Below are 26,341 nucleotides of genomic sequence, written 5' to 3' on the forward strand. Positions count from 1 at the left end.
CATACAACATGGCAAAAACGTTCGCGTTACTGGGGAAATTGCAGCCAGGGTTGCCACAGTACTTGTAACTCCGCCAGCGGTGCTCCTTCCAGCAGCCGCATCACCATCATCGCAACCTGCTCGCCTCTCTGCTGCTCGCTGGCCTGCCGAATGGCGATAACCGGATGTTCGATAATGGCGTCGACCGGTAGCCCATCCCATGCCACTAAGGCAACAGCAGTATCACCCTCCAGGCGGCCCGCCTGCTGTAAGGCCACGAGCGCGCCTTCCGCCAGGGCGCTGCAATCGGTGATAATGGCCTGAGGTTGCAGCCCCTGTGCCAGCCAGTCTGTGGTTTGTTGATAGCCCGCCCGGCGCGACGGCGCAACCACCGCCGTGGCATAGGGCGGCACGGAATCCATTGCGTTGAGGTAGCCCTGGCGACGATCGCGCACAAAGGTGCAGGTTGTATTGCCTCCGAGCCAGGCGATGCGTTGCATACCCAGCGCCAGGCAGTGTTTTACCGCCAGTGCCGAACCTGCGGCGTTATCAACGTCGAACCAGGCATGATTCTGCTCTGAATCACTGCGTCCCAGCGTAAGAAAACTCACGCCTTTCTGCTGCAGGCTGAGCAGGCGCGCGTCATGAGGTGACGTGTGCGTAACAACAATGGCATCCACTGCCCGGCTGCGCAGCATGCGAATCAGTGAACGCTGCCCGTCATGCGGTTTATCTGTTAACAACACGAGATCGATATCGTGTTTGGAAAGACGCTGATCGAGCGCCAGTAATATCTTGTTAAAGTGCGTATCGTTGAAAGCGGGTGTGGTCATTGGATAAACCAGGCCAACCGCATTGGCACGGCCGGTTTTCAACCGTCGCGCTGCAACGTTGGGACGGTAGCCGCGCCGCTGCGCTTCTTCTTCCACGCGCTGCCGCGTTTGCTTTGCCACATCATCATAGCCGTTGAGTGCCCGGCTCACTGTGGTAACGGAGAGACCCAGTACTGACGCAATGGCTTTGAGTGACATGATGCGTTATCCATTGTTCAATTTGAACCATTCTGGCATAAAGCGTTGACAGGCACCGTGCGCAGGTTCCCAACTGGAAACCTTACCCATTTTATTACCAAAAGCCGTCGAAAAAAGGACAGCGAGTCTGACTTTGCCCCCGACAACGGGGGCGAGATGATCAATTTAACGGACTGAGCGTGATTTCAACGCGGCGGTTCTGCGCCTTACCGGCTTCAGTGCTGTTGGTTGCAACTGGACTGTCTGGACCTGCCCCCCGGGTATGCAAGCGGTCGCTGGCTACACCCTGAACGATCAGCGCACTGGCCACACTCTCTGCACGCTGCTGCGACAGACGCATATTTAAAGCACGCGAGCCGGTGCTGTCCGTGTGTCCCACGACATTCACGGCGGTTTTAGGATACTCTTTTAGCACCATAGCGACGCCGGTCAGCGTATTAGCGCCCGCCGGTTTCAGGCTGCTGCTACTGGAATCAAAGGTCACATTGTTCGGCATATTCAGCACGATGTTATCGCCCTGACGCGTAACGCTAACGCCGGTTCCCTTCATTTTGTCACGCAGCTTCGCTTCCTGAACATCCATGTAATAGCCCACGCCGCCGCCTAACGCCGCGCCGCTTGCTGCACCGATTAACGCACCTTTGCCCCGATCTTTCTTCGAAGAGGAAAGCACGCCAACGCCAGCACCCACTAATGCGCCCAAACCTGCGCCTACACCGGATTTTCCCGCCTGAGACTCACCGGTATAAGGATTAGTTGTACAACCTGATACCACCAAACTACCGCTCAACAGCAGGGTGAGAGCAATTAACTTTTTCTGCATTATTTGTCCCTTAGATTCATCACAACGAGGCACCTTGTCCCCGGTTGGCATTGATTATGCCGCGCAAAAGTGAGGAAAATCCTGAGACAATGTCTTATTTTGTAAAGGATCGACGTTAAATGTTGTCAGGATGACAAAAGCAGTTGGTTTGATGATCGTTTATCAGGCCGCAGGCCTGCATAAATGAATAACAAATTGTCGGGCCGATGAATTTAAAACCACGGGTCTTTAGCGCTTTTGAAAGCGCGATAGCCTGCGCAGAGGTGGTGGGGCTTTGTTTGTAATCGGCAACATGATTGACGACAGGCTGATTATCAACGAACTGCCATACAAAGTGGGCAAAATCCTCCCCTTTTGCTTCCATTGCCAGCATCGCCCGGGCATTAGCAATAATGGCCGCAATTTTTCCGGGATGACGAATAATGCCGCTGTTTTGCATCAGTTGGGCGATATCCTGTTCGTCCATCTGCGCAATGGTTTGCGGTTCAAACTGGTGAAACGCGGCGCGGTAATTTTGGCGTTTTTTCAGTACGGTAATCCAGGATAACCCAGCCTGCTGGCCTTCCAGACAGAGCATTTCAAACAGCGCCTGCTTATCCCTCTGTGGTCTGCCCCACTCGTCGTCGTGATACGCCAGATAGACAGGATCTTGCGTTACCCAGCCACATCGTTGCATCGTGTTTTTCCTTTTATGCCAGGCCATGTTTATTGCCTCGATAGTAGAGGGAATCCTCCAACATTTGAACCCGAGTCACAGTAAATTGCGAGGCCGCTTCGGTTATCCGCTGCAGTCATGCATTTAGCTGAACCGATCACGCATAAAAAGCGAAGGCAGCGATAACGAATGTAAATACAATGATAACGATAGTCATTTTCAGGTAACTCCATGCGTAACAATGTCATCCTTATTGGGCGTGAGCTCACCGTATTTCTTTTTGCTTCTCTGTTTATCACCTTCATGATCGGCCCCATCTATATCGATGTGGTCTGGATGAATAATGCGCTGCACGAAGCGTCTTTTACTGAAACCGCGCAGGAACTGTTGTTATTCAGTCTTGCCGCACTGTTTTTTATTGCCGCCCGTCATCGGCCTGCACAACGCGGTGGATTAACCCTAATTGCCGGTTTTTACAGTTGCATGCTTATTCGTGAACTGGATTTTTTCTTCGATCTCATCCGTCATGGTAGCTGGGTGTGGTTTGCGCTGGCGATCGCGCTGGGCAGTTTAGCGGTGGCCATGCGTACCCCAAAGCAGACCCTGAGCGCGCTGGCCGATCTCCTCAGGCACAACCGCTGGCCCGTTATGGCTGCCGGATTGATGATCGTGCTGGTTTTTTCCCGACTGTTTGGGATGAACACGCTGTGGGCTCACCTGATGCCCGATCACTACAATCGTGGCGTAAAAAACATGGCCGAAGAAGGCGTGGAATTACTGGGCTACAGCCTGTGCTGGCTGGCCGGGCTCCGCTATCTGTGGCAAACCCGTCGCTAAAAGCGTAAGACAGCTTACGCCACGTCCGCCCAGCCATTGTGTAAACGCATCCGGTTGGGTGGAAAACCTCAACGCTTTTTCAGCGATCCCGCGCGTTAAAAAAGGTACAATATCCGCTTCTGCACTGGAAATTTTATCCGGTGTTCGGTGTAAGTTAACCGCAGGTCTTTTCATGTCAGTCAAAATCTTAACGTCAACGCTTATTGGTCTTGAGGCTTTCCGTCAGGATCCGCTCAGCGCCTTGCAGCAGGCTGAAGACGGCACGCTGGCGGTGCTGGAAAATTATACGCCCGTACTGTATGCCATTACGCCAGCGCGCCTCGCGCGGCTACTGGCACTTGAGGCCGCCGCCCAGCAACCCAGTGATGTGGCGCTGGACGACAGCCTGTATGACGATGTTTCTGCTACGCTGCATACGCCGGTGGGTAAATTCGCCATGTATGATGGCTGGCAGCCGGACGCTGACTTTACGCGACAGGCGGCCATCTGGGGCGTTGCGCTAAGCGAACCGGTGACGCCAGCTGAACTGGCTGCCTTTGTGGCCTACTGGCAGGCGGAAGGGCGTTTGTTTCATCACGTGCAGTGGCAGCAGAAGCTGGCACGCAGCCTGCAAATGAATCGGGCGGCCAATGGCGGACAACCCAGACGTGACATTACACAGTTGCCAAATCCTGACAGCACAATTCCTGATGGTTTCCGGGGTGAATAATGAAAACGCCGAACGATCTGTTTAACCGTCTGAAACGAATGATGCCCGCGGGTACCCGACCCAAGTTCACAAACGGTGAAGAATTACTGGCCTGGAATCAGGAACAGGGCCGTCTGCGATCAGAATCTATCGTGCGCGAAAATCGTGCGATGAAAATGCAGCGCATCATGGGCCGTTCCGGCATTCGCGAGCTACACATCAACTGCTCGTTCGATAACTATCGGGTTGAAAACGAAGGCCAACGCAAAGCGCTGGAACTGGCTCGCCAGTATGCGGCCGAATTTGATGGCAGTATTGCCAGCTTTGTTTTTTCTGGCCGTCCAGGCACTGGCAAAAACCACCTGGCAGCCGCCATTGGTAACGATCTGATTTTACGTGGCAAGAGCGTGCTAATCGTTACGGTGGCAGATCTGATGTCGAGCATGAAGGGCACCTTCAGCGGCAGCAGCAATATTACGGAAGAACGGCTGATTCAGGATCTCAGCAGCGTTGATTTGCTGGTGATCGATGAGATCGGTATGCAGAGTGAATCGCGCTACGAGAAAGTGATTATTAACCAGATTGTGGACCGCCGTTCCTCCTCGAAACGCCCGACGGGCATGCTGTCTAACCTCGATCACGCCGGGATGAATGCGCTGCTGGGTGAACGCGTTATGGATCGCATGCGGCTGGGCAATAGCCTGTGGGTTCGCTTTGACTGGGAAAGCTACCGTAGCCGCGTTCGCGGTGATGAATACTGATTTGGCTGCCCGCGAACGCGGGCCAGCTCTTTACCTTACCGTTATACAATCCTGTGGCCTGGCACCCATTTCTGACTTAATTCTCTCGCCCTGAGGCCGTCGCCGTTTGGCAGGCTTATCTGCACGATGCTAAGTTTTGATTAGACATCAAACTAATAAGACTTCATCGTTGGTGGCAAATCTGCTGCCGATTTCCACACCTGGGGTAATCCGCCATGAAAGTGACTGGCAAAGGGCCTGCATTAATGCGGCTGAATAATCAAAAGCGGGTCATGGCGCAACTGCGCCAGCGCCGTATCACGTCGCGGCAGGACCTCGCGCACATCCTGGCAATCAGTAAAAATACCGTGTCGCAGATTATTGATGATCTGCTGGAACAGGATCTCGTGCAGGAGCTGGGAAAAGCCAGTGTCTCTGCGGCAGGTCGCCCTAAAATCCAGATTACCCTGCGTCCGGAAAAGCTGGTCAGCGCCGGCATAATGGTGGAAAAGAACCTGATCCACTGGCAGGTTTGCGATTATTTCTCTCAACCCCTGGCGGAACAAACCCTGCGGACAGATACCAGCCGACCGGGGCCACTGTTAGCGGAGGTGACCGCCTTATGTGAAAAACTCACCGAATCCTGGCCGGGCCTGCTGGGCATCGGGCTGGGCTTTCCTGGCGTCGTCGATCCCAGACGGGGCTGGATGCATTTATCTACCCATCTGGGCTGGCAGGACGTTGATCTGGCGAGCAACCTGCGTAAACAGATCAGATTACCGATTCGCATTATGAATAACGTTAAAGCCGCTGCGCTGCTGTCTGTGCAACAACTCAACTTGCCCGCCGAAAGCGGGCATTTTTATTTACGAATTGCCGAAGGAATTGGCGGCGCACTGGTACAGCACGGTGTCGTTTTTACCGGCAACAGCTGGACGGCGGGCGAAGCCGGCCACCTCACTGTCCAGCCGAACGGGCCTCGCTGTAGCTGCAACCGTCAGGGTTGTCTGGAAGCCATGATCAGTAAACCTGCCATTAATCAACAGCTGGCCCAGCGTCAGCCGGGGCTGACCTGGCACAACCGCGACAGCGCGCCTAACGTGGTAAACGAAGTGATGCAACTGGCGGGAAACTATCTGGGTATCGCGCTCAGCCAGATCATGCTGTTGCTCAATCCGGCCAACATCATCATTGATTGCCCCTGGAGCGTCAGCCCAACATTTTGTCAGGCCGTACTTAATCAAACCCAGGCCAACAAGCTGGCATTCATTGCCGCTCACACTCAGGTACATTTTCTGACGTCGCACCTTGCACCGGCAACGGGACTGGCGCTGGCGATTATTGAACAACAAGAGCAGCGAACGGACTAAGGGCGCTCAGCGCTGGCGAAAGTCAGGGATAATCAGGTCACCCCGCATGACATAGGAGTCCAGTACGCTACGCGTCTGTTCAGTCAGTGCCTTAACGATGCGCGCTGCCATCGCGTCCATCGAGTACTCAATCGCCGGAATAGTCGGAATGCCGGGCAAGTTCAACGAGCCCGCCAGACTGAAGACCATAATGTCGTCGGGAACCTTTTTGTTGAACGCCTGCAACTGGGGAATGACTTTCTGCGCCTGTTGTTCATCCGCCACCAGCAATGCGCTGAAATTCAGCGTGGACGCGTTATTCAGCAACTCCTGGAGTGCTACCGAGGAGGATGTGGCGTCCATAAACACAAGGTTGCGGTTAAACGGCAGAAAGTTTTTTTCCAGCGCGTGTTTATAACCCAACAGAACCCGATCGGAAAATCCCATTCTGTCAGGATGAATCAGAGCAATCTGTCGGCGATTTTGGCTTATCAGGTAGTTGCAGGCGGTTTCGGCGGCAAAGGCGTGATCGAACTGAATGCTGTTAACGTCGTCCCCGGCTTCCAGACAATCCACCAGGATAACGTTTTTTTGATTCAGGTTCAGCGGGAAGCGCGCGCCGATAATCAATACATCGTCACACAACCCACAGGTCAGCTCATCAAGACAGGTCATCACTTCCATCCTGCTGTTCGCGAAACGGAGCAAGAGGTGTTTTTGGTGCTGGCTGAGGTGTTTTTCCAGCGCATAGAGGTAACCGGTGGTCTGGTTAATGTTGTCCTGTGCGCAAATTACGCCAATACAGCCGGTGGTTTGACTGAGTAATGACTGAGCGATCACGTTTGGACGATAACTGAGTTCATCCACCGCTTTTAATACCGCAACGCGGCTGGCTTCTTTTACACCGCGTGACCCACTCAACACGCGCGACACCGTGGCTTTTGACACACCCGCGAGACGCGATACATCGTTGATAGTAGACATTCTTTTCCCCTGAAAACCCCGCTGAATCCCTGAAAAACGCCCTAATCCTGCGGCTCAAATAATCATCACCGGCAGTATAGCTTTTTCGTTTTTTCATGGAAACCGATTTTCCATTTCTTCTCAATTATCGACAATAACTTGAAATTACGTGATCTGAATCGTAAGAAAAATGTTTATTTAACGGGGATCATGATGCCTGTCACACTTCCGTTTGCATCAAATGGAAACCGGTTTCCGTATCATATCAAATCACGTCTGTAACACGTTTTATACGCAAAGGAGGGTTACTCATGATCAGGATTATGTTGTGTTGTTCAGCAGGAATGTCCACGAGTCTTTTAGTCCGCAAGATGGTCGACGTTGCGAACCAGCGCGGGCTGAGTGTGCAGATCGATGCCTGGGGCGTTTCCGAATTTGATGCGCAGTTTCCAAACTATCAGGTCGTTCTGCTCGGTCCGCAAGTGAAGTACATGTTAACCACGCTCTCAGAAAAAGCTGCCACCCACGGCATTCCTGTCCAGGCCATCAATATGACGGACTACGGCATGCAACGCGGTGACAAGGTGCTGGATTACGCTCTGTCGCTTATTGAAGCGGCACACTAGAAAGGTGTCATTATGAGTTCGTTATATCAGTCGATGGTGACGGTAATTGAACAGTCCATTACGCCACTCGCCGGAAAGTTAGGTCAGCAAAAGTATGTGATAGCGATTCGTGACGGCTTTACGGCGGCGCTACCGTTTATGATTATTGGATCGTTTATGTTGGTATTTATCTTCCCGCCGTTTTCAGCGGACACCACCAACAGCGTTGCCCGTGCCTGGCTGGACTTTTCCATCACTTATCGCCAACAGCTGATGCTGCCGTTTAATCTCAGCATGGGCGTTATGACCTTTTTTATCTCGGTCGGGATTGGTGCCAGCCTGGGCCGCCAGTTTAATCTGGACCCCATCATGTCGGGTTTGCTGGCATTTATGGCGTTTTTACTGGTGGCCGCGCCTTATGCGGATGAAAAGATCTCTACCCAGTATCTTTCCGGTCAGGGAATTTTTACTGCCTTGATTACCGCCATTTACGCCACCCGGGTTTATGCCTGGCTAAAACAAAATAATGTCACGATCCGCCTGCCGAAAGAAGTGCCTACCGGCGTGGCACGCTCCTTCGAGATTCTGATCCCGGTACTGGTGATTATCGCAACGTTACATCCGCTCAACCTGTTTATCGAAGCGCAAACCGGCATGATTATGCCACAGGCGATCATGCATTTGCTGGAGCCGCTGGTTTCGGCTTCGGACTCTTTGCCCGCCATTTTGCTTTCCGTCCTGCTGTGTCAGATTTTCTGGTTTGCCGGTATTCATGGTGCACTGATCGTCACCGGCATTATGAATCCCTTCTGGATGGCTAACCTCTCTGCTAACCAGGCCGCCCTGGCGGCGGGAGCCGCGCTGCCGCATGTCTATCTACAGGGGTTCTGGGATCACTACCTGCTGATTGGCGGAGTGGGCTCCACCTTACCGCTGGCCTTCTTACTGCTGCGTAGCCGAGTGCTACATTTACGCACCATTGGCAAAATGGGCGTGGTGCCCAGCTTTTTTAATATCAATGAGCCCATCCTGTTTGGTGCGCCGGTCATCATGAACCCGCTGCTGTTTATCCCCTTCGTCTGCGTTCCAATGATTAATGCCGTGCTGGCTTATACCGCCACGAAACTCGGCTGGATCGCCCAGGTGGTTTCGCTTACGCCATGGACCACGCCCGCCCCGATCGGTGCCTCCTGGGCCGCTAACTGGGCGCTAAGCCCGCTGGTGATGTGCCTGATTTGTATGCTGATGTCGGCGCTGATGTACTTACCCTTCCTGCGTGCCTATGAACGCAGCCTGATTAAAGCAGAAGAGAAAAAAATCAAGGATGCGCCCCCTGCAGGCCAACCCGTGCCCGGTCATCCACAGGCTTAAGGAGCCCATAAAATGAACTACCGTTTTCCTGAAAATTTCTGGTGGGGCAGCGCCAGCTCGGCGTTACAAGCCGAAGGGGACAGCCTGAATGGCGGTAAAAGCCCTACCACCTGGGATCGCTGGTTTGCACAACAGCCTCACCGTTTCCATCAAGGCATTGGCCCACAAGACACCTCGGGCTTTTATCAGCACTGGCAGCACGATATCGCATTACTAAAGCAGTTAGGGCACAACAGCTTTCGCACGTCGCTGAGCTGGGCGCGCCTGATGCCAGACGGCACTGACGCCGTGAATCCTGACGCCGTGACTTTTTATAACAAGGTCATCGATGCATTACTGGCGCAGGGCATTACACCGTTTATCACCCTGTTTCATTTTGATATGCCTCTGGCTATGCAGGACAAAGGCGGCTGGGAGAACCGTGAGGTTGTGGAGGCGTTTGGCCGCTATGCCCAGCGCTGTTTCGCGCTGTTCGGCCATAAGGTGAAACACTGGTTTACCTTCAATGAACCGATTGTGCCGGTTGAAGGTGGCTATCTGTACGATTTTCATTATCCCAACGTTGTGGACTTCAGACGAGCGGCTAACGTGGCCTTGCACACAGTCCTGGCACACGCGCTGGCAGTACGCGCCTGGCGTAACGGCGGCTACGACGGTGACATTGGTGTGGTGCTGAACCTCACGCCGTCCTATTCACGATCGGCGAATCCGGCCGATGTGCAAGCCGCACATCATGCTGACCTGTTGTTTAACCGCAGCTTTCTGGATCCGGTTCTGAAGGGAGAATATCCCGTGGATCTGCTGAGCTTACTGAGTCAGTACCACCAGCTTCCGCGCTGCCAGCCTGGCGACGCTGCGTTGATTACCGACGGCATTATCGACCTTCTGGGCGTGAACTATTATCAGCCGCGCCGGGTGAAGTGTCGGGACAGCGCCGTCAATGCTGAAGCGCCCTTTATGCCGGAGTGGTTATTCGACCACTATGAAATGCCAGGCCGTCAGATGAATCCGTATCGTGGATGGGAAATTTACGCGCCCGGTATTTACGATATTCTGACTAACCTGCGGGTTAATTATGGAAACCCGCGCTGTTTTATTTCTGAAAATGGTATGGGCGTTGAGAATGAACAGCGATTTATTCAGAACGGTGAAATTCTGGATGATTATCGTATCGAATTTGTTTCCGAACATCTTAAATGGCTGCATAAAGGGATTCGCGAAGGCTGTCATTGCCTGGGTTATCATATGTGGACATTTATTGATAACTGGTCATGGCTAAACGGTTATAAAAATCGTTACGGTTTTGTGCAGTTAGATTTAGCCACGCAAAAACGTACGATTAAAAAGAGTGGCAAATGGTTTGCTGAGGTTGCCGAAAACAACGGTTTTAATTGAGAGCACGATCATGATTGAACTTGAAGACGCGGTAATGACGATTATTGTCAATGCCGGGCATGCCCGCAGCCTGTGCTTTGAAGCCCTTCAGGCAGCACGAAAGGGTGACGTTGATGAGGCAAAAGCCCGGCTAAAGGAGGCCGACGACTATTCCCGCACCGCGCATCAAATGCAAACCCGATTAATAGAGCAGGACGCAGGTGAAGCCCGCCAGCCAATGACCTTAATTATGGTCCATGCTCAGGATCATTTAATGACCTCAATGCTGGCACGTGAACTGGCAGAAGAAATTGTTTATCTCTACCAGCGTTAATAAAAAAACATGACAGGAGATCGGCTGAAAAACAAAAAACCTCTGGAAATAACATAATATAAAAATCAACTTGCCCTGGTCATCAATAAACCCGCGCAGGATGGTTATTGTCTGATCATTAACACACGTCGTTATTCGGGTTGAACATCATCAACCCGAAGGACGCTGTGCAAACGAGATAGCCATGAATATTATTCGAAAACTTCCATTACCTCTGGCGGTGATAGCCGCGCTGTGCCCTGCCGTCGCCGTTGCACAGGAGTTTACGCAGGAACAGATCGACGCCATCGTCGCCAAAGCCGTTGATAAAGCCCTGGCCGAACGTCAGGCGAAAATGGATGCGGCCGTAGCGAAAAAAACGGACGTGGTGACCGACCCGCAAAGCCCGGCCCAGTCACCGGATATGGCAATCCCCTTTGGCGTCACGTTCAGCGGCTATGCGCGCTACGGTGCGCACTATCAAAGCGGCGATCAGAAATATGTAGCCGTGGACGGTTCTTATAACGGTGCCTCCGGCATTGGCCGTCTGGGCAACGAAGGCAACGGTGGCGAATTCCAGCTCTCAAAGGCGTTTAAAAGCCAAAGTGGGGCTATCTGGGATGTCAATGTGATGATCGATCACTGGGGCGACGAGGTGAATCTGAAAAAGGCCTATGCCGGCGTGACGAATGTGCTTGCATCAAATCCTGATGCTTATCTCTGGGCCGGACGGGACTTTCATCAGCGCCCGCAGCAGAACATCAATGATTATTTCTGGATGAACCATGATGGCCAGGGCGCGGGCGTGAAGAACTTCGATGTGGGCGGGATAAAATTTGACGTGGCCGCCGTCGCTGCCGTGGAATCCTGTAGCCCTGAAGTGCTCAGCGATGAGTCTAATCCCTCGCGCATCACCTGTACGGGAGGTTCAGGTACCGGGGATAAAGGCAACTACGCTGCCACCTCTAAAATTCACGGCATCAAGCTGGGCGCACTCGATCTGGAGCTGTACGCTAATTACGGTTTCGACTCTAAAGCCGTAGACAGTGAGGACCGCCTGAAAGCCTGGCAGGGTGCGTTTGTACTGAGCCACACTAACGACCATGGCGTGAATAAAGTGATTGCCCGCTATTCTGACAATTCGGATAACAGCGTTTACAGCAAAACCGAGGGCCTCAGCACTGTGTATACCAGCTTTGAGGGTAAGCATCTGTTTAGCCCGCAGGCACAGGTCGAGTATTTGTTGGGTTATCACGACTACGATAACAGTCGGCTGAAAAGCGATAACCGGAAGAACTACGCCGCAATTGTCCGCCCAATGTATTTCTGGAATGACGTCCATTCCACCTGGCTGGAAGCCGGTTATCAGCGCGTTAACTACGATGAAGGCGGCAGTAACCATGGCTGGAAGCTGACTCTGTCGCAAAATATCGCCATTGCCATGGGGCCGGAGTTTCGTCCTATGCTGCGCTTCTATGTCACCGGGGGCAAAGTGGACAATGCGCGCACCGCTCGCGTGAACGGCAGGGAGAACGAAATACTGGACGACTTTAATCTGGGCGCGATGTGGGAAGCCTGGTTTTAGGCACAACCCGAACAGTGATCTCATCCTGCGGATGACAGACGCGCATTCTGTCTCCAACAACGATAACCCATTGCCGATCGGAGGTTCCCGTATAGGGCCGATCGGCATTGGCGCGTTGCAAACGGCATGTTGTCATCCCCTGTGGTCTGGCGGTCTCAGGTAAGGGCGGGAGATCAGGTCCACGGGCTGCGAGTTTAACCCCTGCCAGGCCAGCGCCCGGCACGCCCGATAAAACCTGACAATCGCGTTACGCTGCACGCTCGCCTTCAAAAACCCGTATGAACCTTGTCACAAAACACGCATTCCGTTTTTCCGTGTTTACCGAGGACCGTTTATCCCGCCATGTTGTTAAAGGCTTGTTACACATAGCCTCAGGTAATGGCTTGGGGTTATTGATGCACAGTACGCATTAGTCGATGAGTTTATTGCGCTTATTTACTTTATTTTCCTGATCCAGTCTTCAGCAACAGACGCGGCAAAAAGCGTCAATGATAAACTGGAGATACCGATGCATTCCTCGACTTCACCTATGACCACCCGCGCCCGAACCGGCGCCATATTACGTGTTACCTCAGGCAACTTTCTGGAGCAGTTCGACTTTTTCCTGTTCGGCTTTTATGCCACCTATATTGCTCACACCTTCTTTCCTGCGAGCAGTGAATTTGCCTCACTGATGATGACCTTTGCCGTGTTCGGCGCAGGCTTCCTGATGCGCCCCATTGGTGCTGTGGTGCTGGGCGCATACATTGATAAGGTCGGCCGACGTAAAGGTCTGATTGTTACCCTGTCAATTATGGCGGCGGGCACCTTCCTGATCGTCCTGATTCCGTCTTACCAAAGCATTGGGCTTTGGGCACCGATGCTGGTGTTAACCGGCCGCCTGTTACAGGGTTTCTCTGCCGGAGCCGAACTGGGCGGCGTTTCCGTTTATCTGGCTGAGATCGCCACGCCGGGCCGTAAAGGCTTTTATACCAGCTGGCAGTCCGGTAGCCAGCAGGTTGCCATTATGGTTGCCGCCGCGATGGGCTTTGCCCTGAATGCCGTGCTGGAAGAGAGCGCGATTCGTGAGTGGGGCTGGCGCATTCCGTTCCTGTTTGGCTGCATGATTGTGCCTTTCATTTTCTTTCTGCGCCGCAAGCTCGAAGAAACCCAGGAATTTAACGCCCGTCGTCATCACCTGGCGATGCGCGACGTGTTTAAAACCCTTCTGGCCAACTGGCAGGTTGTGATTGCCGGCATGCTGATGGTGGCGATGACCACCACCGCGTTCTATCTGATCACCGTTTATGCGCCTACTTTCGGCAAGAAAGTGCTGATGCTCAGCGCCTCGGACAGCCTGCTGGTTACGCTGCTGGTCGCCATTTCTAACTTTTTGTGGCTGCCGGTTGGCGGAGCGCTGTCTGACCGTTTTGGACGTAAACCCGTCCTGGTCAGCATGACGCTGATCGCGCTGGCGACCGCGTATCCTGCCCTGACGATGCTGGCTGCTGCCCCCAGCTTCTCCATGATGCTCACTGTCCTGCTGTGGCTGTCATTTATTTATGGCCTGTACAACGGCGCGATGATTCCGGCACTTACCGAGATCATGCCAGCTGAGGTGCGAGTAGCAGGCTTTTCACTGGCTTACAGCCTCGCGACCGCCATCTTTGGCGGATTCACGCCGGTGATTTCAACAGCGTTAATTGAGTACACCGGCGATAAAGCCTCTCCGGGTTACTGGATGAGCTTCGCTGCCGTCTGCGCCTTACTGGCAACGCTGTACCTGTACCGTCGCAGCACGGTCAATCTGCAAACCGCCGTTAAACATTAAGTCAGGGCTTACATAATGAAAATAATTTACCGTTCACTCCTTGCCACGTTGGTTCTTTCGTCGGTCAGCACCGCGGTGCTGGCAAAAGATGTGACCGTGATGATTTCTGGCGGCTTCAAAGCCGCGCTGGAAAAACTGACGCCTCAGTTTGAAGCGAAAAGTGGCGATAAAATTATTCTGGTGTCCGGGCCTTCCATGGGCAAAACCCCGCAGGCGATCCCCAACCGACTGGCGCGCGGGGAAAAAGCCGACGTGGTGATTATGGTGGGCGATGCGCTCAGTCAGCTGGAAAAAGACCGGTGGATCAAACCAGGTTCACGCGTTGAGCTGGCCGATTCGCCGATCGGCATTGTGGTGAAGAAGGGAGATGCCAAACCCGATATCAAAACGGATGACACACTGCGTAAAACCCTGCTGAATGCTAAATCCATTGCCTATTCCGACAGCGCCAGCGGTCAATACGTTAGCAATCAGTTGTTTAAAAAGTTAGGCATTGAAGACAAGGTCAAAGGCAAAGCCCACGAGGTGGAGCGCATTCCGGTGGCGTCTGAAGTGGCAAAAGGCCACTATGCGCTGGGCTTCCAGCAGGTGAGTGAGCTCCTGCCGGTGCCGGGCGTGACCTTTGTAGGCGAACTGCCTGACGACGTGCAGTACATCACCCGATTTGCCGGCGCCGTGCCAGCCAAAGCTGAGCATCCAGATGAAGGCAAAGCGCTACTTGATTTCCTGGCGTCAGCTCCGGCTCAGGAAGTGGTCCATGCCACGGGCCTGCACTCGGTCAAAGCGCAGCAGCCTGCTAAGCAGAGTGATACCGTTCAGTAATTAGCTTTTCCAGTTCAGCGGCAATGTAGGACTGAATGCGTCCGCTGCGCCGGATCAGGCCAACGGTGCGTTTCACTACCGGATCGGTAAGCGGCAGATGAACCAGCACCGAATGGCCTGATGACGGCATCGACATCGCGGGAACGGCAGCAATGCCGATTCCCGCTTCAACCATCCCTAACATGGTTGTGACATGCCGGGTTTCGCAGATACTTGGACGCGCGGGAACGACATGGCCCAGCGCGGAATCAAGTAGGTTACGATTGCCTGAAGTTTTATCCAGCCCCACGTAATCCTGCTGATAAAACTCTTGCCACGTCAGACTTTTACGGCTGGCAAGAGGATGATCGTGCCGACAGGCAACCACGTAAACATCCTCAACCAGCGGTAAAAATTCGGTGTCAGGCGGCGGATTACCGGAGAAGCAAATGCCAAAATCTGCCTGACCGCTGGTGACGGCCTCTATGACGTTGCCTGCGCTACTGTCAATAATTTTGACACGCACTCTGGGATAGCGGGCCTGAAAGCGGCGGATCACATCCGGCATAAAGTAATAGGCAGCAGACGGCACTGTGGCCACCGTCACCAGGCCTGTTCTGTCCTGACTGACTTTACTGATATCCGCCATAACTTCTTCAAAGTTGATCAGAAGCTGCTCTGAACGTGCGGCAAACGTCTGACCATAAAGCGTCAGCGTGACCCGGCGAGTGGTTCTGTCAAACAGCCTGATTCCCAGTGCCGTTTCCAGCTTCTCGATCCTGCGGCTCAGCGCCGACTGAGACAGGCAGATGGATTCCGCTGCAATACGGAAATTGCCATATTCGACCAATGCGCGAAACGCATAGAGATCGTTAAGATCGAAATTAACGGGCATAGCGGCTGACGTTCCTTTCAACGATGGAGAAGCAAAGACAGAGGGAACTCATAGTGCCTTATCGAATGGCGGCAAACAAAGTGAAATGTTGACGGGACGGGTAACAGAAAACGGCAGGTCAAAAGGGGGATCGCCTGTGCAAACAGGCGATCCGGCATAACAAAAACTACGCGACACGCGGTGACGCTGAACGAGACACGTTTCTGACCGCTTCCTCGGCTCGCGCTGAATTACTCTGAATGCTGGCTATCACCTCTCCGGCCTGACGCATCAAATTAACGCCGCGAGCCGTGTTTTTCAGGTTATTTTCGATATCTTCCAGCACCTTTTTGGCCAGCTGATTATTGCTGGACACCACGCGCCCTATCTCTTCGGTCGCTTCATTAATTCGGGCCGCCAGGGTCCGGACTTCAGCTGCCACAATGGCGAAACTGCGTCCGGACGTGCCGGCCCTGGCCGCCTCAATTGCCGCATTCAGGGCGATGAAACGCGTCTGCTCGGCGATGTTTCGAATGGTATGTACCATATCAGCAATACGATCCGACTGTCCGTTTAAGCCAAAGACATCTGCGGATACGCTGTTCATCTCTTTCGCAATTTCGGCCATCGTTCTGACGCTGTCTTCAATCACATCCGCGCCCGTTACCGAGCTTTCGCGGGTTTGCTGCGCCATCTTCCACGCGTGTTGAGCCGCCTCATTTTCCTGCTGGTTCTGCAATACCTGCTCGGTGACGTCACTGGCGAATTTGACAATCTTGTACATCCGCCCCTCTGCATCAAAAACCGGATTATAGGTTGCGCGCAGCCAGATAGTTTCGCCATTACGATTGAGCCGCGGATACTGCCCAGAGAAAAATTCTCCCTGATTCAGACGCTGCCAAAACTGCTGATATTCCTGGCTGTTACGCAGCTCCTCAGAGCAGAACATCCGGTGATGCCTGCCCAGTACCTCGTCTGCCTTGTAGCCCGTTGCTTTGAGGAAGTTTTCATTTACCTCCAGCACTTCACCGGCTTTATTAAACGCGATGACCGCCATTGAACGGCTGATGGCCTGCACCAGCGCATCCTGCTGCTGTGCCTCACTGATACGCTCGGAGATATCTGCTGCCAGCTTAATCACCTTGATGACGCGGCCATGTTTGTCTTTTACTGACACATAGCTGGCTTCCAGCCAGACCGGATGGCTGTCTTTGCCCAGGCGCAGGTATTTACCACTAAAGCTCTTGCCGCTGGCAAGGCGCAGCCAGAACTGGCGGTACTCGGCTGAGTTCACCATTGATGGCGGGCAAAACATACTGTGGTGACGACCCACAATCTCTTTCGCGTCGTAACCCATCTTGCTCAGAAACAGGGCATTTGCGCGAAGAATGATGCCATCTGGGGTAAATTCGATGATCGGAACCGCATCGTCCAGTGCTCTGAGCGAATCGGCGGCGTGTTTATGCTGGTGTTTAGGAAAAACAGAAAATAGTTTTTTTAATATTGTCATTTTTATACTGCCATATTGAGTGGTCTGGATGAGTTATCGGCAGGATAAAGAACGGGCTTGAGACAATGGCGAATAAACAAGCAACAGATTGTGACAAGGTTAATAACTTCGATACAGGGCTGAATACCGGACGCAGCGCTGCCTGATGACCGCGTTAAAAGGGGAAAACTGTCATTGTGCTGAGAAACATGTGCACTTCAGGTCAATCGCGCTATCGGCGAAAGAAGACGTTCTCATCGTCCGCGATAAAAGCCCAAAAAAAAAGCTGCCATCAGGCAGCTCTTTCGCTTTGCTCAACATAACGCTGTTATTTATACAGCTCAGCAGTCATGTGAACACGATCGTTGGTATTGGCTTCGATGATTTTATACTGTGCGCCCTGCTGCTCAGCCTGGGCAGCAATTTTCGCTTCTGTGCCATCGAGCGTTGAACCGGTGGCGGTAACGGTTTGTGCAAAAGCGGAAGCTGACATCAGTGAGAGCGCAGCAACGGCGGCAAGTGAAAGTGTTTTCATGGTTTTCATAATCCTGTTCCTTATCTTGTAAGCGGGAAAGCGGTTCGCTTTCGATGGGGATAATGATAACCACTGTTATTAATACATAGTTAACAATAAGTGCCGTTATTGTGATCATGCTATCTATTGCACTGATAGCGCTTTGCTGCTTTTAGTTCTGCCGGATTGACTGAAGAACATGGGTAATGATTGCCATAGCAGGTTTTAGAAAGCGGATGAGGGATGAGTTGCTTGTCATGGAGGCGTTGAGAAGGCGGTTAGCCGGGCACACTCAACGCAAAACAATTGATTGCGTGGTGCATTTAAAACGGGCGACACAACAAAAGCCGCCCGGGGGATCCGTCAGGCGGTGGTGTTGATATTGCGCCCTACCGCCGGGTTAGCAGGAAGCGCGGTGACGCCTTCAACCAGTGTCGTGATGGTATCTGCCTGTTGGTTCAGGGTTTTCTTTAACAGCGTCGCATTGGCTTCACCACGTGCCTGCCATTGCTCCAACCCTGCAGACAGCGTTGTGAGTTGCTGAATATCCATGCAGTTGCTCCTTATGTTGACTGAGCCCCGAATGGGGGTCACATAATACCGGCGACGGATTTCGCCAGTTGCGCATAAAGTATCGGCAATGATGAGATAAACTTGAGGATGGTCGGTGTTTTTTTAAGCACGACCTCTGGATGCCGACAGAACAATGATTCGCGCTAACCCTCAGACGAAAATGATACATGTCGTCAACTCTCGTCTCGTTTCATCCCACGCCCATGCCTTCCTGACCGCGCCCCGCGTCGAGTTAAGAACCCCTGTCGACCTTGCCTGTCTTCAACCCCGTCCCGGCAGCATCACCTCCACCAAAAGTCATCCTTATCCCAACGCGACCTGATGCGCAGAATTACTGCGATTCAACCAGTCAGAACCCTGCATAAATGAGAAGTATGTCTAATATTTCCAACAAAAAAACGTACAGTAACTTTACCAAAACATCAGTTTATGTAAACAATCTGAACGCCTGTTATCAGGCTTACCGATCCTAAACAGAGGAACTAACCATGAAACTGAAAAAAGTTAGCAAGAAATCCACGAAAAAACTGGGCGGCGCAACCTGCGGCTAACCCATGCATATAAAAATCGGGGCCGGTCGTTTGCACCGGCCCTGCTGTCCGCGCTGAAGGAAAAAATGCCATGCAAAAAAATTATCAAACCTCACCCAAATTTGTTCATAACCTCTGGACCACTAACGAAGATGGTGAGCACTACCTTCGCTTCACGGGTGGGCTATACGAAGTAGAACAAGGGGATGCGCAAGATTTTTATAAAATACGTGGTTACTGCACCGGCCATAATACCATCGCTGACATTGCTAAAAAAACCAACGTTCCCGTTCAGCGCATTGAGGAGATGGTGACTTCTCTTAGCGATATTGGGATGCTCAGAAACGAAAAAAAACCGCACAATGAAGACATCCTTGAAAAAACAATTCAGGCGTGTGAAATGTGGGCCGAGCAGGTTGAAGAAACGCATCTGTTCAATAAATTTCTTTATGGCGATACGCACCGTAACGTTCTGACAGGCTTCTTCATAGAAACCTGGCATTACATTAAGGCCTTTCCGGACATCATTAACGTCGCCATTAAGAGTACAGACAACCCTGAACTTCAGTCTGTACTGATGACTTATAAGCTACAGGAAACTGGCCACGAATCATTCATATTAGAAACTCTAATTAAATTAGGTATGAAGCAGGAAGAAGTTGAAAATGCCATTCCGCTCGTTTCAACACTGAATTTGATTAATATGATGAAGGCGCTGTTCATAACACATCCCTCGACGGTCTTTCTGATTGCAAAAGTGATCGAGTCTCACGATTTTGACGAGGCTGAGGTGAAAAATGCCATTCAGGACATTAATAGCCATTACGATCTTCAGCCTGGAACTCTTGAACCTTTCTTCAAACACTCTCAAATTGATTATGAATTAGGCCATTCACGTCTTCTGGACGATCATCTGCATCTTGTTACCCTTGCTAACATGGAAGAAACGTCCTTCATACTGAATGCCCTACACGATATCAAGCATGCCATCGATCTTCAGTGCCTTGAAATTGAAGAGTATTATTCGAAAGAAGGTAACTATATTCCTCGGCAGCGGGTCGACTACTTCGGGATTTGACTATGTTTCCTGTCCTGCTCTCGGCGCTTACGTCAGGTGTTTCAATGGCAGTGTTTTTTACTGCCATTGCCTGGTTTATTGAGAGTACATTCGGGTCGAGTTTGCTGGTTTCAACGGTCTTGTCATCGGGCTACATCATCACGTTCTTTGCACTGCCCTTCATTGGACATATAACGGATAAAACGACATGTAAGCGGATGCTGACGATTATGTATGTCCTGGGCGCCATCAACGCTCTGGCCTTTTTTTTAATCAATCCAGGCGAGCTCAGTGCCCTCCTTTCGTTTACGGTCATTTTGTTATCTACATCCGTATTTACGTTGATTCGCGCCTCTGATCAGGTCATTCGCGCCACCTATATGAAAAAGGTGTTGCCTGAGCAAAAGCTTTACCACGCGAACCGATTGTTGGAAATGGTCAGGCAGGGAATAACGTTTCTTTCAGGGGGCGTGGCGTTTTTTATCCTTCAGGACAAATCTATTCACAACGTGTGCTTGGTTATGCTTCTCTGCTTCACGCTGTCATTACTGATTAACGTTTTTATTCCGGTGGATAATGTCAGCGGCGCTGAACCTGAAAGCCATAAAACGTTAAAAGGTGGCATGTATGTTAAAGGTTATGATTTCTTTCTGGGGGAACAAAAACGCGTTGTAGAACTGCTTTCTTTGTTTCCATATATCTGTGTGGTGTTTCTAAATGCCTTATATCCTGCGCTGTTTACACAGATCGGTGCCCCAGTGAGCGCATACGCGATTCTGGTGGTTCCTTACGGGCTGGGCGCAATTGCGGGTAGCATGTTAAATTCTCAGCGCTATCTGCCGACCCTGAAATCTGTATATCTGCTTTTTGGCACGGTGTTTACCCTGGGTTTACTGCTTCCTTTACTCTTTAAAACCCTCAGCGCCGTATATGCGTGCCTTTTCCTTATCGCCTTCTGCCATTGCCACATCAGGGTAAGACGAAACACACTGATCATGACCCAGTCAGACAGCCAGGCGCTGGCTCGTATCCTCTCCTTTAACGAGATTGTATTTATCTGTCTCTCAACGGTATTAGGCCTGGGATTAAGCGTTATGGCCGATCGACTGGGATTCTGGCTGGCCTGGGAAAGTGTCATTGGTCTTAATATCGTGGTTCTGATGCTGATTACAGCGGTACGACGGGTTCCGACATCAACGATCGCCGTGAGTAATGCAACAGAAAATGGGCGCTAAAGGAAAACGGAGATCGGTGCCGAAGCCTGATCACATCAAGGCGTTAAGCGCCAATCGACTGCTCTGGCATGGCGCGCAACCATGGCTGACAAAAGCGTTGAATCAGTATCTGTTTTAACTGAGACGTTGCCCTGTATTCTTAAACAAACATCGGTTCAAAACTCACCGGAAAATTCAGTGAATTTGCGATAAAACAGGCTTCGTGGGCGTGATGATGCAGTGCTTCGGCTCGGGCTACATCATCTTTATTACGCAGCGCCACTCTGGGTTTTAGCGTAATGCGGGTAAAATGGCCACGATCCCCTTCGACCATGGTGCCTTCAGCTGAATCCTCATAAGCGTCAATAATAATGCCGGCATCGGCGCAAAGATGCAGATACCACAGCTTATGGCAGGCCGATACTGACGCCAGCAAGAGCTCCTCTGGATTCCAGCGCGCGGCATCACCACGAAATGCCGGATCGGCACTAAGTGCGACCGTGGCTTTACCTTCACCGGACAGTTCGCCGTTTCGGTCATAGGCCGTGTAAGACTGCGTCCCGGCGCCGCGATTACCCGTCCAGCGCACGTTGACCTGATAATGATGCTCCCGTGTTGCCATTCGAGGCTCCTGTGAAAAGTGGTTATCGCTATTTGCGTTTATGGGCAACGGCCAGCATCGTGCGGCCCAGTTGGCGTTCGGCCTGGGCATAGTCACGCTGCGCGACGACAACGAACAGCGCGTCCAGGATATTTAACTGCGCGATGCGCGCAGCCGCGTTTTCACCGGTCAGCGGCGAGCCCTGGGCGGTCGAGCAGATAACGGTATCGGCAAGGTTAGCCAGTGGTGAACCAATGGAATTAGTAATGGCAATGACCGGGACGCCTTGCAGCTGCGCGGCCTTCACCGCTTCGATAATGTCTTTAGTGCGGCCGGAATGTGAAATGGCGACAACCACATCCTGTTCGTTCAGTAACGCAGCCGACATCAACATCATATGCGGATCGTCGTAGGCGGCCGACCGCGTGCCGATGCGCAAAAACTTATGCACCGCATCCCGCGCGATTTGCGCCGAGCCGCCGAAGCCGTAGAAGTCTCGCTGGCGGGCGTTTGCCAGCAGATCTGCGGCTTTTTCAAAGGCCGCCATATCCAGGATAGCCAGTGTTTCTTCAATAGCCTGAACAGAGGTGCGAAAGACCTTACTGACGATCTCACGCGTGGTATCGCTGGGAGAAAGCTCCTGATGCATTTCGGTGATGGGCAGGCGGTTATACAGGGCTGCTTTTATGCGTAACTCTTTGAAACCCTTGAAACCCAGCTTCTTTGCTGTCTTCACCACCATCGCCTCTGACATTTCGCAACGGCTGGCAATGGCTTTGATAGAGACATTCTCATCAAAATCGCTTGATAACACGGCGTGAACCAACCGGGCTTCAAGAGAAGTTAATGAGGCGATCATTAGTCGTAACCGGGGACCTATAGCACTGACATCATCAGCTCGATTACTCATGACATACCTTGTTGGATGATTATTTTTTAAATCTATCATGTCATGAGGTCCGATCGCCACGCCGCCCCATGGTCGGCATGGCGATGCATCAACAGGGTTTACAAAACTTACGCCTTTCGTGTGACAGCAGGCGCTTTATTGCGGAGCTTCCGCCGCTCAGAGAGCCACTCTTTAAGCACAACACCGCCCGATGCCACTATCAAAATCGCGCCCCACAACGCGAGCGTGATGAACTGGCTAAGATCGAGCAGAATCGAGGCGGTAGACACCAACTGCAGAATCAGCAGCGACAGAATCACGCCGCTGACCCGGCCAAATCCACCCAGCGGATCGACCCCGCCCAGCACCGCAGCCAGAATAGCGACCAGCAGGTAGCTTTCACCGTAGGCCGCATTCGCCGAATCGAAACGCGCCATCATGATAATGCCCGCGATACCGGCAAATAAACCCGAGATCAGATAAACCCATACCAGGCTTTTGCGCGTGTTAATGCCGGAATAATGGGCCGCTCTTTCATTGGAGCCGATCATGGCAATCGATTTGCCCAGTGGGGTTTTATTGACGAAAATGCTTAACGGAATAATCGCCAGTGCAAAAATGATGAGTGCAAAAGGGATGCCAAACACCGTACCGTTCCCGATAAACACAATCGGCGCCGGAAAGCCGGAAATCACATCGCCATGGCTGAATCCGATGGCAATGCCCTTCACCGCCGTCATCGTGCCCAGCGTCGCCAGCATCGGCGGCACGCGCAGGTAGGCCACCAGCACGCCATTCAGCAAACCCACCAGCGCTGACAACACCAGGCCCAGCAGCAGTGCGCCAATTTGTAGCAGATCCCCTGATGCTCCCTGCATTTCAGGCATGAAGGTGGTCAAGGTGTAGGCGACCGTTAACGCGCACAAGTTGGCGGTGGCGATGATCGAAAGATCGATACCGCCGGAAAGCATAGGAATCATCATGGCGAGTGCAAGAAATCCCAGTTCCGGCAGCTGGAAGCCCATCGATCGCAAACCTGCCGCCGCAAACAGTTTGTCGCCTTCAAGCAGCCCAAGACCGATCACCATAACTATCAGAATAAACAGCAGCCGGACGTTGGTGGTACCCAGCCGTTTTTCCACCTGCTCCAACACGTTGCCAGTCTGCTTCATGATATTGCTCCTTCATCGACGAGCTTGTTCTGTTTGCGGGTTTCTCTGGCCATCATGATCATAGCGGCGATGATCACCAGGCCGGTGCTGAACAACGACCAGTAAGATGAAACACCCAGCAGGATCAGGCCATTCTGCATCACTGCAATCAGCACCACGCCCAGGACGGTGCCCAGAACGGTTCCCTTACCGCCGGTCAGGCTGGCACCGCCGATGACCACCGCCGCCACCACGTCCAGTTCCCTGCCAACCAGTGCCGTCGGGGAAACCGACTGGGCAAGTTGTGCCTGAACCAGCGACGCCAGACCAGCCAGCGCCCCCATGTAGCCATAAACCAGCATATTCAGTTTGAACACGTTGAAGCCTACGCGTTGCGCGGCATCCGGGTTGCCACCGGTGGCATAGATTTGTCGGCCGGTGTTACTTCGGTTGAGCAGCAGCCACGTCAACACAAACGCCAGAACCAGAGCGATAATCTGGAAGTTCAGCGCATAGGTAGCCCCTTGCGCATCGGTATAGAACACCAGTTCAAACCCGGCGTTAAACCAGTCCGGCAGCATGAAAATGTCCTGGCCGCTGGTCACCGTCAGCAGAATGCCGAAGAAAACGTTTAGCGTTGCAATGGTGATAATCAGCGCGGAGGTCCGCAGCACGTTAACCAGCACGCCATTGATAAAACCCAGTACGATGCCCAGGCCGATAGCAACGGCAAAAATGCCCACCCAGCCCAGCCCCATATTGTTCGCTAAGGTCAGGGCGACATACTGGGTAATGGAGGCGGTGGCCGCAAAAGAGAGATCGATGCCGCCGGTAATAATCACCACCAGCAGGCCCGCAGCCATGATGCCAATGAAGGCTGTTGCGCCTGAAACGTCCAGGAGGTTTTGTAAGGTTGCGAACTCCGTGGTGAATACGGTCAGGAACACAATCATCAGGGTCATTACCGCCAGCAGGCGACATTCGTGGGTGTGAATAAAACGCGGGAGGAAATCACGCATTTACTGCCTCCTTTAATTCTTCTTCGCTGCAGCGGCCAGGGAAGTATTCCCCATTAAGCCTGCCGCCGCGCATCACTAACACCCGATCGCTGTGATAATAAATCTCGGGAATCTCATCGGAAATCATGATGATGGCAATACCGCTGGCGGCGAGTTTCCGCACGATGGCGTAAATACCGTCTTTGGCATGAATATCGACGCCCACGGTGGGGCTGTCCAGGATCAGCAGTTTGGGTTGCGTCGCCAGCCATTTTGCCAGTACCACCCGCTGCTGATTGCCGCCTGACAGGGTTTTGACTTTGTTATCGGGATTACCGGCTTTGATAGACAGGGAGGCAATCGCGTCGTTGACCGTTTGCTCATACAGGTCGTCACGAATGAGTCCGGCTTTGTTCACCAGCTTCTCCACTACAGAAAGCGTAATGTTAGCGCTAATGGACTGCTCCAGTACCAGGCCCAGTCCCAGACGATCTTCTGACAGATAGGCAATGCCGTGTTCAATAGCATCGCGGTTAGATCGCATTTGTACGGCATGACCGTGGAGTTTTATTTCGCCCTGATGTGGGCGCGTCAGACCAAACAGGCTCAGCGCTAATTCGGTGCGTCCCGACCCCAACAGGCCGGTGAGACCGAGAATTTCGCCACGCCGGATATCAAACGAAATATCCCGATACTCACCTTTACGGGACAAGTTGCTGACTTCGAGCACCGTTTCGGTTTGCGGTCTGTCTTTGGCAACGGATTCATAATGGAACTCTTTACCCGTCATCAGCGTGGCCAGTTTACGGTCTGACATTTCACGGGCATCAAAGGTGCTCAGCTTCACGCCATCGCGCATCACGGTCACGCGATCGGCAATTTCCAGCACTTCATCCAGACGATGGCTGACAAAAACAATCGTGATGCCGCGCTGTTTAAGCTGCAGGGTGAGCTTCAGTAAGGCGTCCACTTCATGGCGCGTCAGGGAGGATGTGGGTTCATCCATAATCACCAGCCGGGCATTCGCCGCCATCGCCCGGCAAATTGCCACCAGCTGACGCTGAGCAATAGAGATATCAGCCACTTTGTCATTCAGGTCGAGCGAAACGCCAATGCGCGCAACCGCTTCGGCCGCTATCTCATAAATCTTTTTCCAGTTAACCCGTTTAAAGCGGCCGGTATGCTGACCGATGGCAATGTTCTCCGCCACGGTTAAATTAGGGAACAGAGACAGGTCCTGATAGATCACCTGCACGCCCAGACGGGTGCTTTCTACTGGCGTTAGCGGCGAAACCTCATTTCCGCTAATCGTAATACGGCCACCCGGCTCGGGCTGATGTACGCCAGACATCACTTTGATCAACGTCGACTTACCGCAGCCATTCTGTCCGCACAGACAATGTACCTCGCCCTCTTCAAGCGTGAGGCTGACATCTGAAAGTGCATGCACGCCGCCGAATATTTTCGATATGCCATCGAGTTGTAAAAATGCAGGCATAGCACTATCCCTTACCTAATCAGAATACG

26 protein-coding genes are annotated in these 26,341 nt (G+C 52.5%); 13 read left to right on the forward strand and 13 right to left on the reverse strand.

Translation table 11 applies throughout. The features are described 5' to 3' along the window. Nucleotides 1-26 precede the first annotated feature (26 nt). From NXS97_RS12945 to NXS97_RS12955, 3 genes are all read right to left on the reverse strand, one after another. Nucleotides 27-1,010: a LacI family DNA-binding transcriptional regulator gene (locus NXS97_RS12945; RefSeq protein WP_014594955.1), complete on the reverse strand. Its 984-nt coding sequence runs from the start codon at nt 1,008-1,010 to the stop codon at nt 27-29. A gap of 160 nt (nt 1,011-1,170) precedes the next feature. Continuing rightward, entirely contained in the window at nt 1,171-1,833 is a 663-nt protein-coding gene (locus NXS97_RS12950) for an OmpA family lipoprotein (RefSeq protein ID WP_041930942.1), read from the reverse strand. 115 nt (nt 1,834-1,948) lie between these two features. Next, nucleotides 1,949-2,509 (reverse strand): DNA-3-methyladenine glycosylase I, encoded by a 561-nt coding sequence (locus NXS97_RS12955; protein ID WP_024472034.1) that lies wholly within the window; start codon nt 2,507-2,509, stop codon nt 1,949-1,951. 210 nt (nt 2,510-2,719) lie between these two features. Between NXS97_RS12955 and NXS97_RS12960 the strand changes: the two genes are divergently transcribed. The 4 genes from NXS97_RS12960 (at nt 2,720) to NXS97_RS12975 (ending at nt 6,123) form a co-directional block, all read left to right on the forward strand. Next, the gene (locus NXS97_RS12960) at nt 2,720-3,325 is read left to right on the forward strand and encodes a hypothetical protein (RefSeq protein ID WP_014594952.1); all 606 of its coding nucleotides are present in this window, start codon (nt 2,720-2,722) and stop codon (nt 3,323-3,325) included. Between the two features lie 172 nt (nt 3,326-3,497). Beyond that, nucleotides 3,498-4,034 carry a primosomal protein DnaT gene (dnaT, locus tag NXS97_RS12965; RefSeq protein ID WP_019104663.1) on the forward strand — a complete coding sequence of 179 codons (537 nt, stop codon included), beginning with the start codon at nt 3,498-3,500 and terminating at the stop codon, nt 4,032-4,034. Next, nucleotides 4,034-4,774: a DNA replication protein DnaC gene (gene dnaC, locus NXS97_RS12970; protein ID WP_013023975.1), complete on the forward strand. Its 741-nt coding sequence runs from the start codon at nt 4,034-4,036 to the stop codon at nt 4,772-4,774. Before dnaT ends, dnaC begins: the two co-directional genes overlap by 1 nt. A gap of 215 nt (nt 4,775-4,989) precedes the next feature. After that, nucleotides 4,990-6,123 (forward strand): ROK family transcriptional regulator, encoded by a 1,134-nt coding sequence (locus NXS97_RS12975; RefSeq protein ID WP_013023974.1) that lies wholly within the window; start codon nt 4,990-4,992, stop codon nt 6,121-6,123. Nucleotides 6,124-6,129: 6 nt separating this feature from the next. Here NXS97_RS12975 and NXS97_RS12980 read toward each other — a convergent pair whose 3' ends face one another. Further along, nucleotides 6,130-7,086: a LacI family DNA-binding transcriptional regulator gene (locus tag NXS97_RS12980; protein WP_014594951.1), complete on the reverse strand. Its 957-nt coding sequence runs from the start codon at nt 7,084-7,086 to the stop codon at nt 6,130-6,132. A 290-nt stretch (nt 7,087-7,376) separates the two neighbouring features. On the opposite strand from NXS97_RS12980, the gene NXS97_RS12985 reads away from it, so the two are divergent. The 7 genes from NXS97_RS12985 to NXS97_RS13015 all read left to right on the forward strand — a co-directional run bounded on the left by NXS97_RS12985 (nt 7,377) and on the right by NXS97_RS13015 (nt 14,945). Further along, the gene (locus NXS97_RS12985; protein WP_013023972.1) at nt 7,377-7,691 is read left to right on the forward strand and encodes a PTS sugar transporter subunit IIB; all 315 of its coding nucleotides are present in this window, start codon (nt 7,377-7,379) and stop codon (nt 7,689-7,691) included. 12 nt (nt 7,692-7,703) lie between these two features. Continuing rightward, nucleotides 7,704-9,041, forward strand: coding sequence for a PTS cellobiose transporter subunit IIC (locus NXS97_RS12990; protein ID WP_013023971.1), 1,338 nt, complete (start codon nt 7,704-7,706; stop codon nt 9,039-9,041). A gap of 12 nt (nt 9,042-9,053) precedes the next feature. Then, nucleotides 9,054-10,436 (forward strand): glycoside hydrolase family 1 protein, encoded by a 1,383-nt coding sequence (locus NXS97_RS12995; RefSeq protein WP_116220152.1) that lies wholly within the window; start codon nt 9,054-9,056, stop codon nt 10,434-10,436. A gap of 10 nt (nt 10,437-10,446) precedes the next feature. Then, on the forward strand, nt 10,447-10,749 hold the full coding sequence (locus NXS97_RS13000) for a PTS lactose/cellobiose transporter subunit IIA (protein WP_014332939.1): 303 nt from the start codon (nt 10,447-10,449) through the stop codon (nt 10,747-10,749). A gap of 184 nt (nt 10,750-10,933) precedes the next feature. Continuing rightward, nucleotides 10,934-12,313, forward strand: a complete 1,380-nt coding sequence (locus tag NXS97_RS13005; protein ID WP_089517719.1) for a carbohydrate porin — start codon at nt 10,934-10,936, stop codon at nt 12,311-12,313. A gap of 508 nt (nt 12,314-12,821) precedes the next feature. Next, entirely contained in the window at nt 12,822-14,123 is a 1,302-nt protein-coding gene (locus NXS97_RS13010; RefSeq protein ID WP_014594947.1) for an MFS transporter, read from the forward strand. 15 nt (nt 14,124-14,138) lie between these two features. Further along, nucleotides 14,139-14,945, forward strand: coding sequence for a substrate-binding domain-containing protein (locus NXS97_RS13015; protein WP_116220153.1), 807 nt, complete (start codon nt 14,139-14,141; stop codon nt 14,943-14,945). Here the strand turns inward: NXS97_RS13015 and NXS97_RS13020 are convergent. The 4 genes from NXS97_RS13020 to NXS97_RS13035 form a co-directional block, all read right to left on the reverse strand. Continuing rightward, a complete protein-coding gene (locus NXS97_RS13020; RefSeq protein ID WP_014332944.1) occupies nt 14,920-15,819 on the reverse strand; it encodes a LysR family transcriptional regulator in 900 nt (299 codons plus the stop codon). The two genes, NXS97_RS13015 and NXS97_RS13020, sit on opposite strands and share 26 nt — an antisense overlap. Nucleotides 15,820-15,985: 166 nt before the next feature. Beyond that, nucleotides 15,986-17,308, reverse strand: coding sequence for a PAS domain-containing methyl-accepting chemotaxis protein (locus NXS97_RS13025; RefSeq protein ID WP_014332945.1), 1,323 nt, complete (start codon nt 17,306-17,308; stop codon nt 15,986-15,988). A 307-nt stretch (nt 17,309-17,615) separates the two neighbouring features. After that, nucleotides 17,616-17,831, reverse strand: coding sequence for a YdgH/BhsA/McbA-like domain containing protein (locus NXS97_RS13030; protein ID WP_013023962.1), 216 nt, complete (start codon nt 17,829-17,831; stop codon nt 17,616-17,618). A gap of 333 nt (nt 17,832-18,164) precedes the next feature. Then, nucleotides 18,165-18,353: a YjfB family protein gene (locus NXS97_RS13035; protein WP_014332946.1), complete on the reverse strand. Its 189-nt coding sequence runs from the start codon at nt 18,351-18,353 to the stop codon at nt 18,165-18,167. Nucleotides 18,354-18,995: 642 nt separating this feature from the next. On the opposite strand from NXS97_RS13035, the gene NXS97_RS13040 reads away from it, so the two are divergent. After that, nucleotides 18,996-19,982 carry an iron-containing redox enzyme family protein gene (locus tag NXS97_RS13040; RefSeq protein WP_014594945.1) on the forward strand — a complete coding sequence of 329 codons (987 nt, stop codon included), beginning with the start codon at nt 18,996-18,998 and terminating at the stop codon, nt 19,980-19,982. Nucleotides 19,983-20,026: 44 nt separating this feature from the next. After that, nucleotides 20,027-21,196, forward strand: coding sequence for a hypothetical protein (locus NXS97_RS13045; protein WP_019104657.1), 1,170 nt, complete (start codon nt 20,027-20,029; stop codon nt 21,194-21,196). Between the two features lie 139 nt (nt 21,197-21,335). On the opposite strand, the gene NXS97_RS13050 is transcribed toward NXS97_RS13045, so the two are convergent. From NXS97_RS13050 to NXS97_RS13070, 5 genes are all read right to left on the reverse strand, one after another. Continuing rightward, the gene (locus NXS97_RS13050; protein ID WP_014332948.1) at nt 21,336-21,797 is read right to left on the reverse strand and encodes an OsmC family protein; all 462 of its coding nucleotides are present in this window, start codon (nt 21,795-21,797) and stop codon (nt 21,336-21,338) included. 28 nt (nt 21,798-21,825) lie between these two features. Further along, on the reverse strand, nt 21,826-22,725 hold the full coding sequence (locus NXS97_RS13055; RefSeq protein ID WP_014594942.1) for a MurR/RpiR family transcriptional regulator: 900 nt from the start codon (nt 22,723-22,725) through the stop codon (nt 21,826-21,828). Between the two features lie 68 nt (nt 22,726-22,793). Continuing rightward, nucleotides 22,794-23,837 (reverse strand): ABC transporter permease, encoded by a 1,044-nt coding sequence (locus NXS97_RS13060; RefSeq protein ID WP_014594941.1) that lies wholly within the window; start codon nt 23,835-23,837, stop codon nt 22,794-22,796. Further along, nucleotides 23,834-24,835, reverse strand: coding sequence for an ABC transporter permease (locus NXS97_RS13065; RefSeq protein WP_014332951.1), 1,002 nt, complete (start codon nt 24,833-24,835; stop codon nt 23,834-23,836). The genes NXS97_RS13060 and NXS97_RS13065 overlap by 4 nt, the downstream gene beginning before the upstream one ends. Continuing rightward, on the reverse strand, nt 24,828-26,312 hold the full coding sequence (locus NXS97_RS13070) for a sugar ABC transporter ATP-binding protein (RefSeq protein WP_105083420.1): 1,485 nt from the start codon (nt 26,310-26,312) through the stop codon (nt 24,828-24,830). Before NXS97_RS13070 ends, NXS97_RS13065 begins: the two co-directional genes overlap by 8 nt. Between the last annotated feature and the right edge of the window lie 29 nt (nt 26,313-26,341).

It is taken from the genome of Pantoea sp. B623, from assembly GCF_024814475.1.
GTDB classification, from domain to species: Bacteria; Pseudomonadota; Gammaproteobacteria; order Enterobacterales; family Enterobacteriaceae; genus Pantoea; species Pantoea ananatis.

Coding starts and splice junctions, on each gene's coding strand:
- NXS97_RS12945 (WP_014594955.1), bottom strand. CDS start 1,010: ATGTCACTCAAAGCCATTGCGTCAGTACTGGGTCTCTCCGTTACCACA.
- NXS97_RS12950 (WP_041930942.1), bottom strand. CDS start 1,833: ATGCAGAAAAAGTTAATTGCTCTCACCCTGCTGTTGAGCGGTAGTTTG.
- NXS97_RS12955 (WP_024472034.1), bottom strand. CDS start 2,509: ATGCAACGATGTGGCTGGGTAACGCAAGATCCTGTCTATCTGGCGTAT.
- NXS97_RS12960 (WP_014594952.1), top strand. CDS start 2,720: ATGCGTAACAATGTCATCCTTATTGGGCGTGAGCTCACCGTATTTCTT.
- dnaT (WP_019104663.1), top strand. CDS start 3,498: ATGTCAGTCAAAATCTTAACGTCAACGCTTATTGGTCTTGAGGCTTTC.
- dnaC (WP_013023975.1), top strand. CDS start 4,034: ATGAAAACGCCGAACGATCTGTTTAACCGTCTGAAACGAATGATGCCC.
- NXS97_RS12975 (WP_013023974.1), top strand. CDS start 4,990: ATGAAAGTGACTGGCAAAGGGCCTGCATTAATGCGGCTGAATAATCAA.
- NXS97_RS12980 (WP_014594951.1), bottom strand. CDS start 7,086: ATGTCTACTATCAACGATGTATCGCGTCTCGCGGGTGTGTCAAAAGCC.
- NXS97_RS12985 (WP_013023972.1), top strand. CDS start 7,377: ATGATCAGGATTATGTTGTGTTGTTCAGCAGGAATGTCCACGAGTCTT.
- NXS97_RS12990 (WP_013023971.1), top strand. CDS start 7,704: ATGAGTTCGTTATATCAGTCGATGGTGACGGTAATTGAACAGTCCATT.
- NXS97_RS12995 (WP_116220152.1), top strand. CDS start 9,054: ATGAACTACCGTTTTCCTGAAAATTTCTGGTGGGGCAGCGCCAGCTCG.
- NXS97_RS13000 (WP_014332939.1), top strand. CDS start 10,447: ATGATTGAACTTGAAGACGCGGTAATGACGATTATTGTCAATGCCGGG.
- NXS97_RS13005 (WP_089517719.1), top strand. CDS start 10,934: ATGAATATTATTCGAAAACTTCCATTACCTCTGGCGGTGATAGCCGCG.
- NXS97_RS13010 (WP_014594947.1), top strand. CDS start 12,822: ATGCATTCCTCGACTTCACCTATGACCACCCGCGCCCGAACCGGCGCC.
- NXS97_RS13015 (WP_116220153.1), top strand. CDS start 14,139: ATGAAAATAATTTACCGTTCACTCCTTGCCACGTTGGTTCTTTCGTCG.
- NXS97_RS13020 (WP_014332944.1), bottom strand. CDS start 15,819: ATGCCCGTTAATTTCGATCTTAACGATCTCTATGCGTTTCGCGCATTG.
- NXS97_RS13025 (WP_014332945.1), bottom strand. CDS start 17,308: ATGACAATATTAAAAAAACTATTTTCTGTTTTTCCTAAACACCAGCAT.
- NXS97_RS13030 (WP_013023962.1), bottom strand. CDS start 17,831: ATGAAAACCATGAAAACACTTTCACTTGCCGCCGTTGCTGCGCTCTCA.
- NXS97_RS13035 (WP_014332946.1), bottom strand. CDS start 18,353: ATGGATATTCAGCAACTCACAACGCTGTCTGCAGGGTTGGAGCAATGG.
- NXS97_RS13040 (WP_014594945.1), top strand. CDS start 18,996: ATGCAAAAAAATTATCAAACCTCACCCAAATTTGTTCATAACCTCTGG.
- NXS97_RS13045 (WP_019104657.1), top strand. CDS start 20,027: ATGGCAGTGTTTTTTACTGCCATTGCCTGGTTTATTGAGAGTACATTC.
- NXS97_RS13050 (WP_014332948.1), bottom strand. CDS start 21,797: ATGGCAACACGGGAGCATCATTATCAGGTCAACGTGCGCTGGACGGGT.
- NXS97_RS13055 (WP_014594942.1), bottom strand. CDS start 22,725: ATGATAGATTTAAAAAATAATCATCCAACAAGGTATGTCATGAGTAAT.
- NXS97_RS13060 (WP_014594941.1), bottom strand. CDS start 23,837: ATGAAGCAGACTGGCAACGTGTTGGAGCAGGTGGAAAAACGGCTGGGT.
- NXS97_RS13065 (WP_014332951.1), bottom strand. CDS start 24,835: ATGCGTGATTTCCTCCCGCGTTTTATTCACACCCACGAATGTCGCCTG.
- NXS97_RS13070 (WP_105083420.1), bottom strand. CDS start 26,312: ATGCCTGCATTTTTACAACTCGATGGCATATCGAAAATATTCGGCGGC.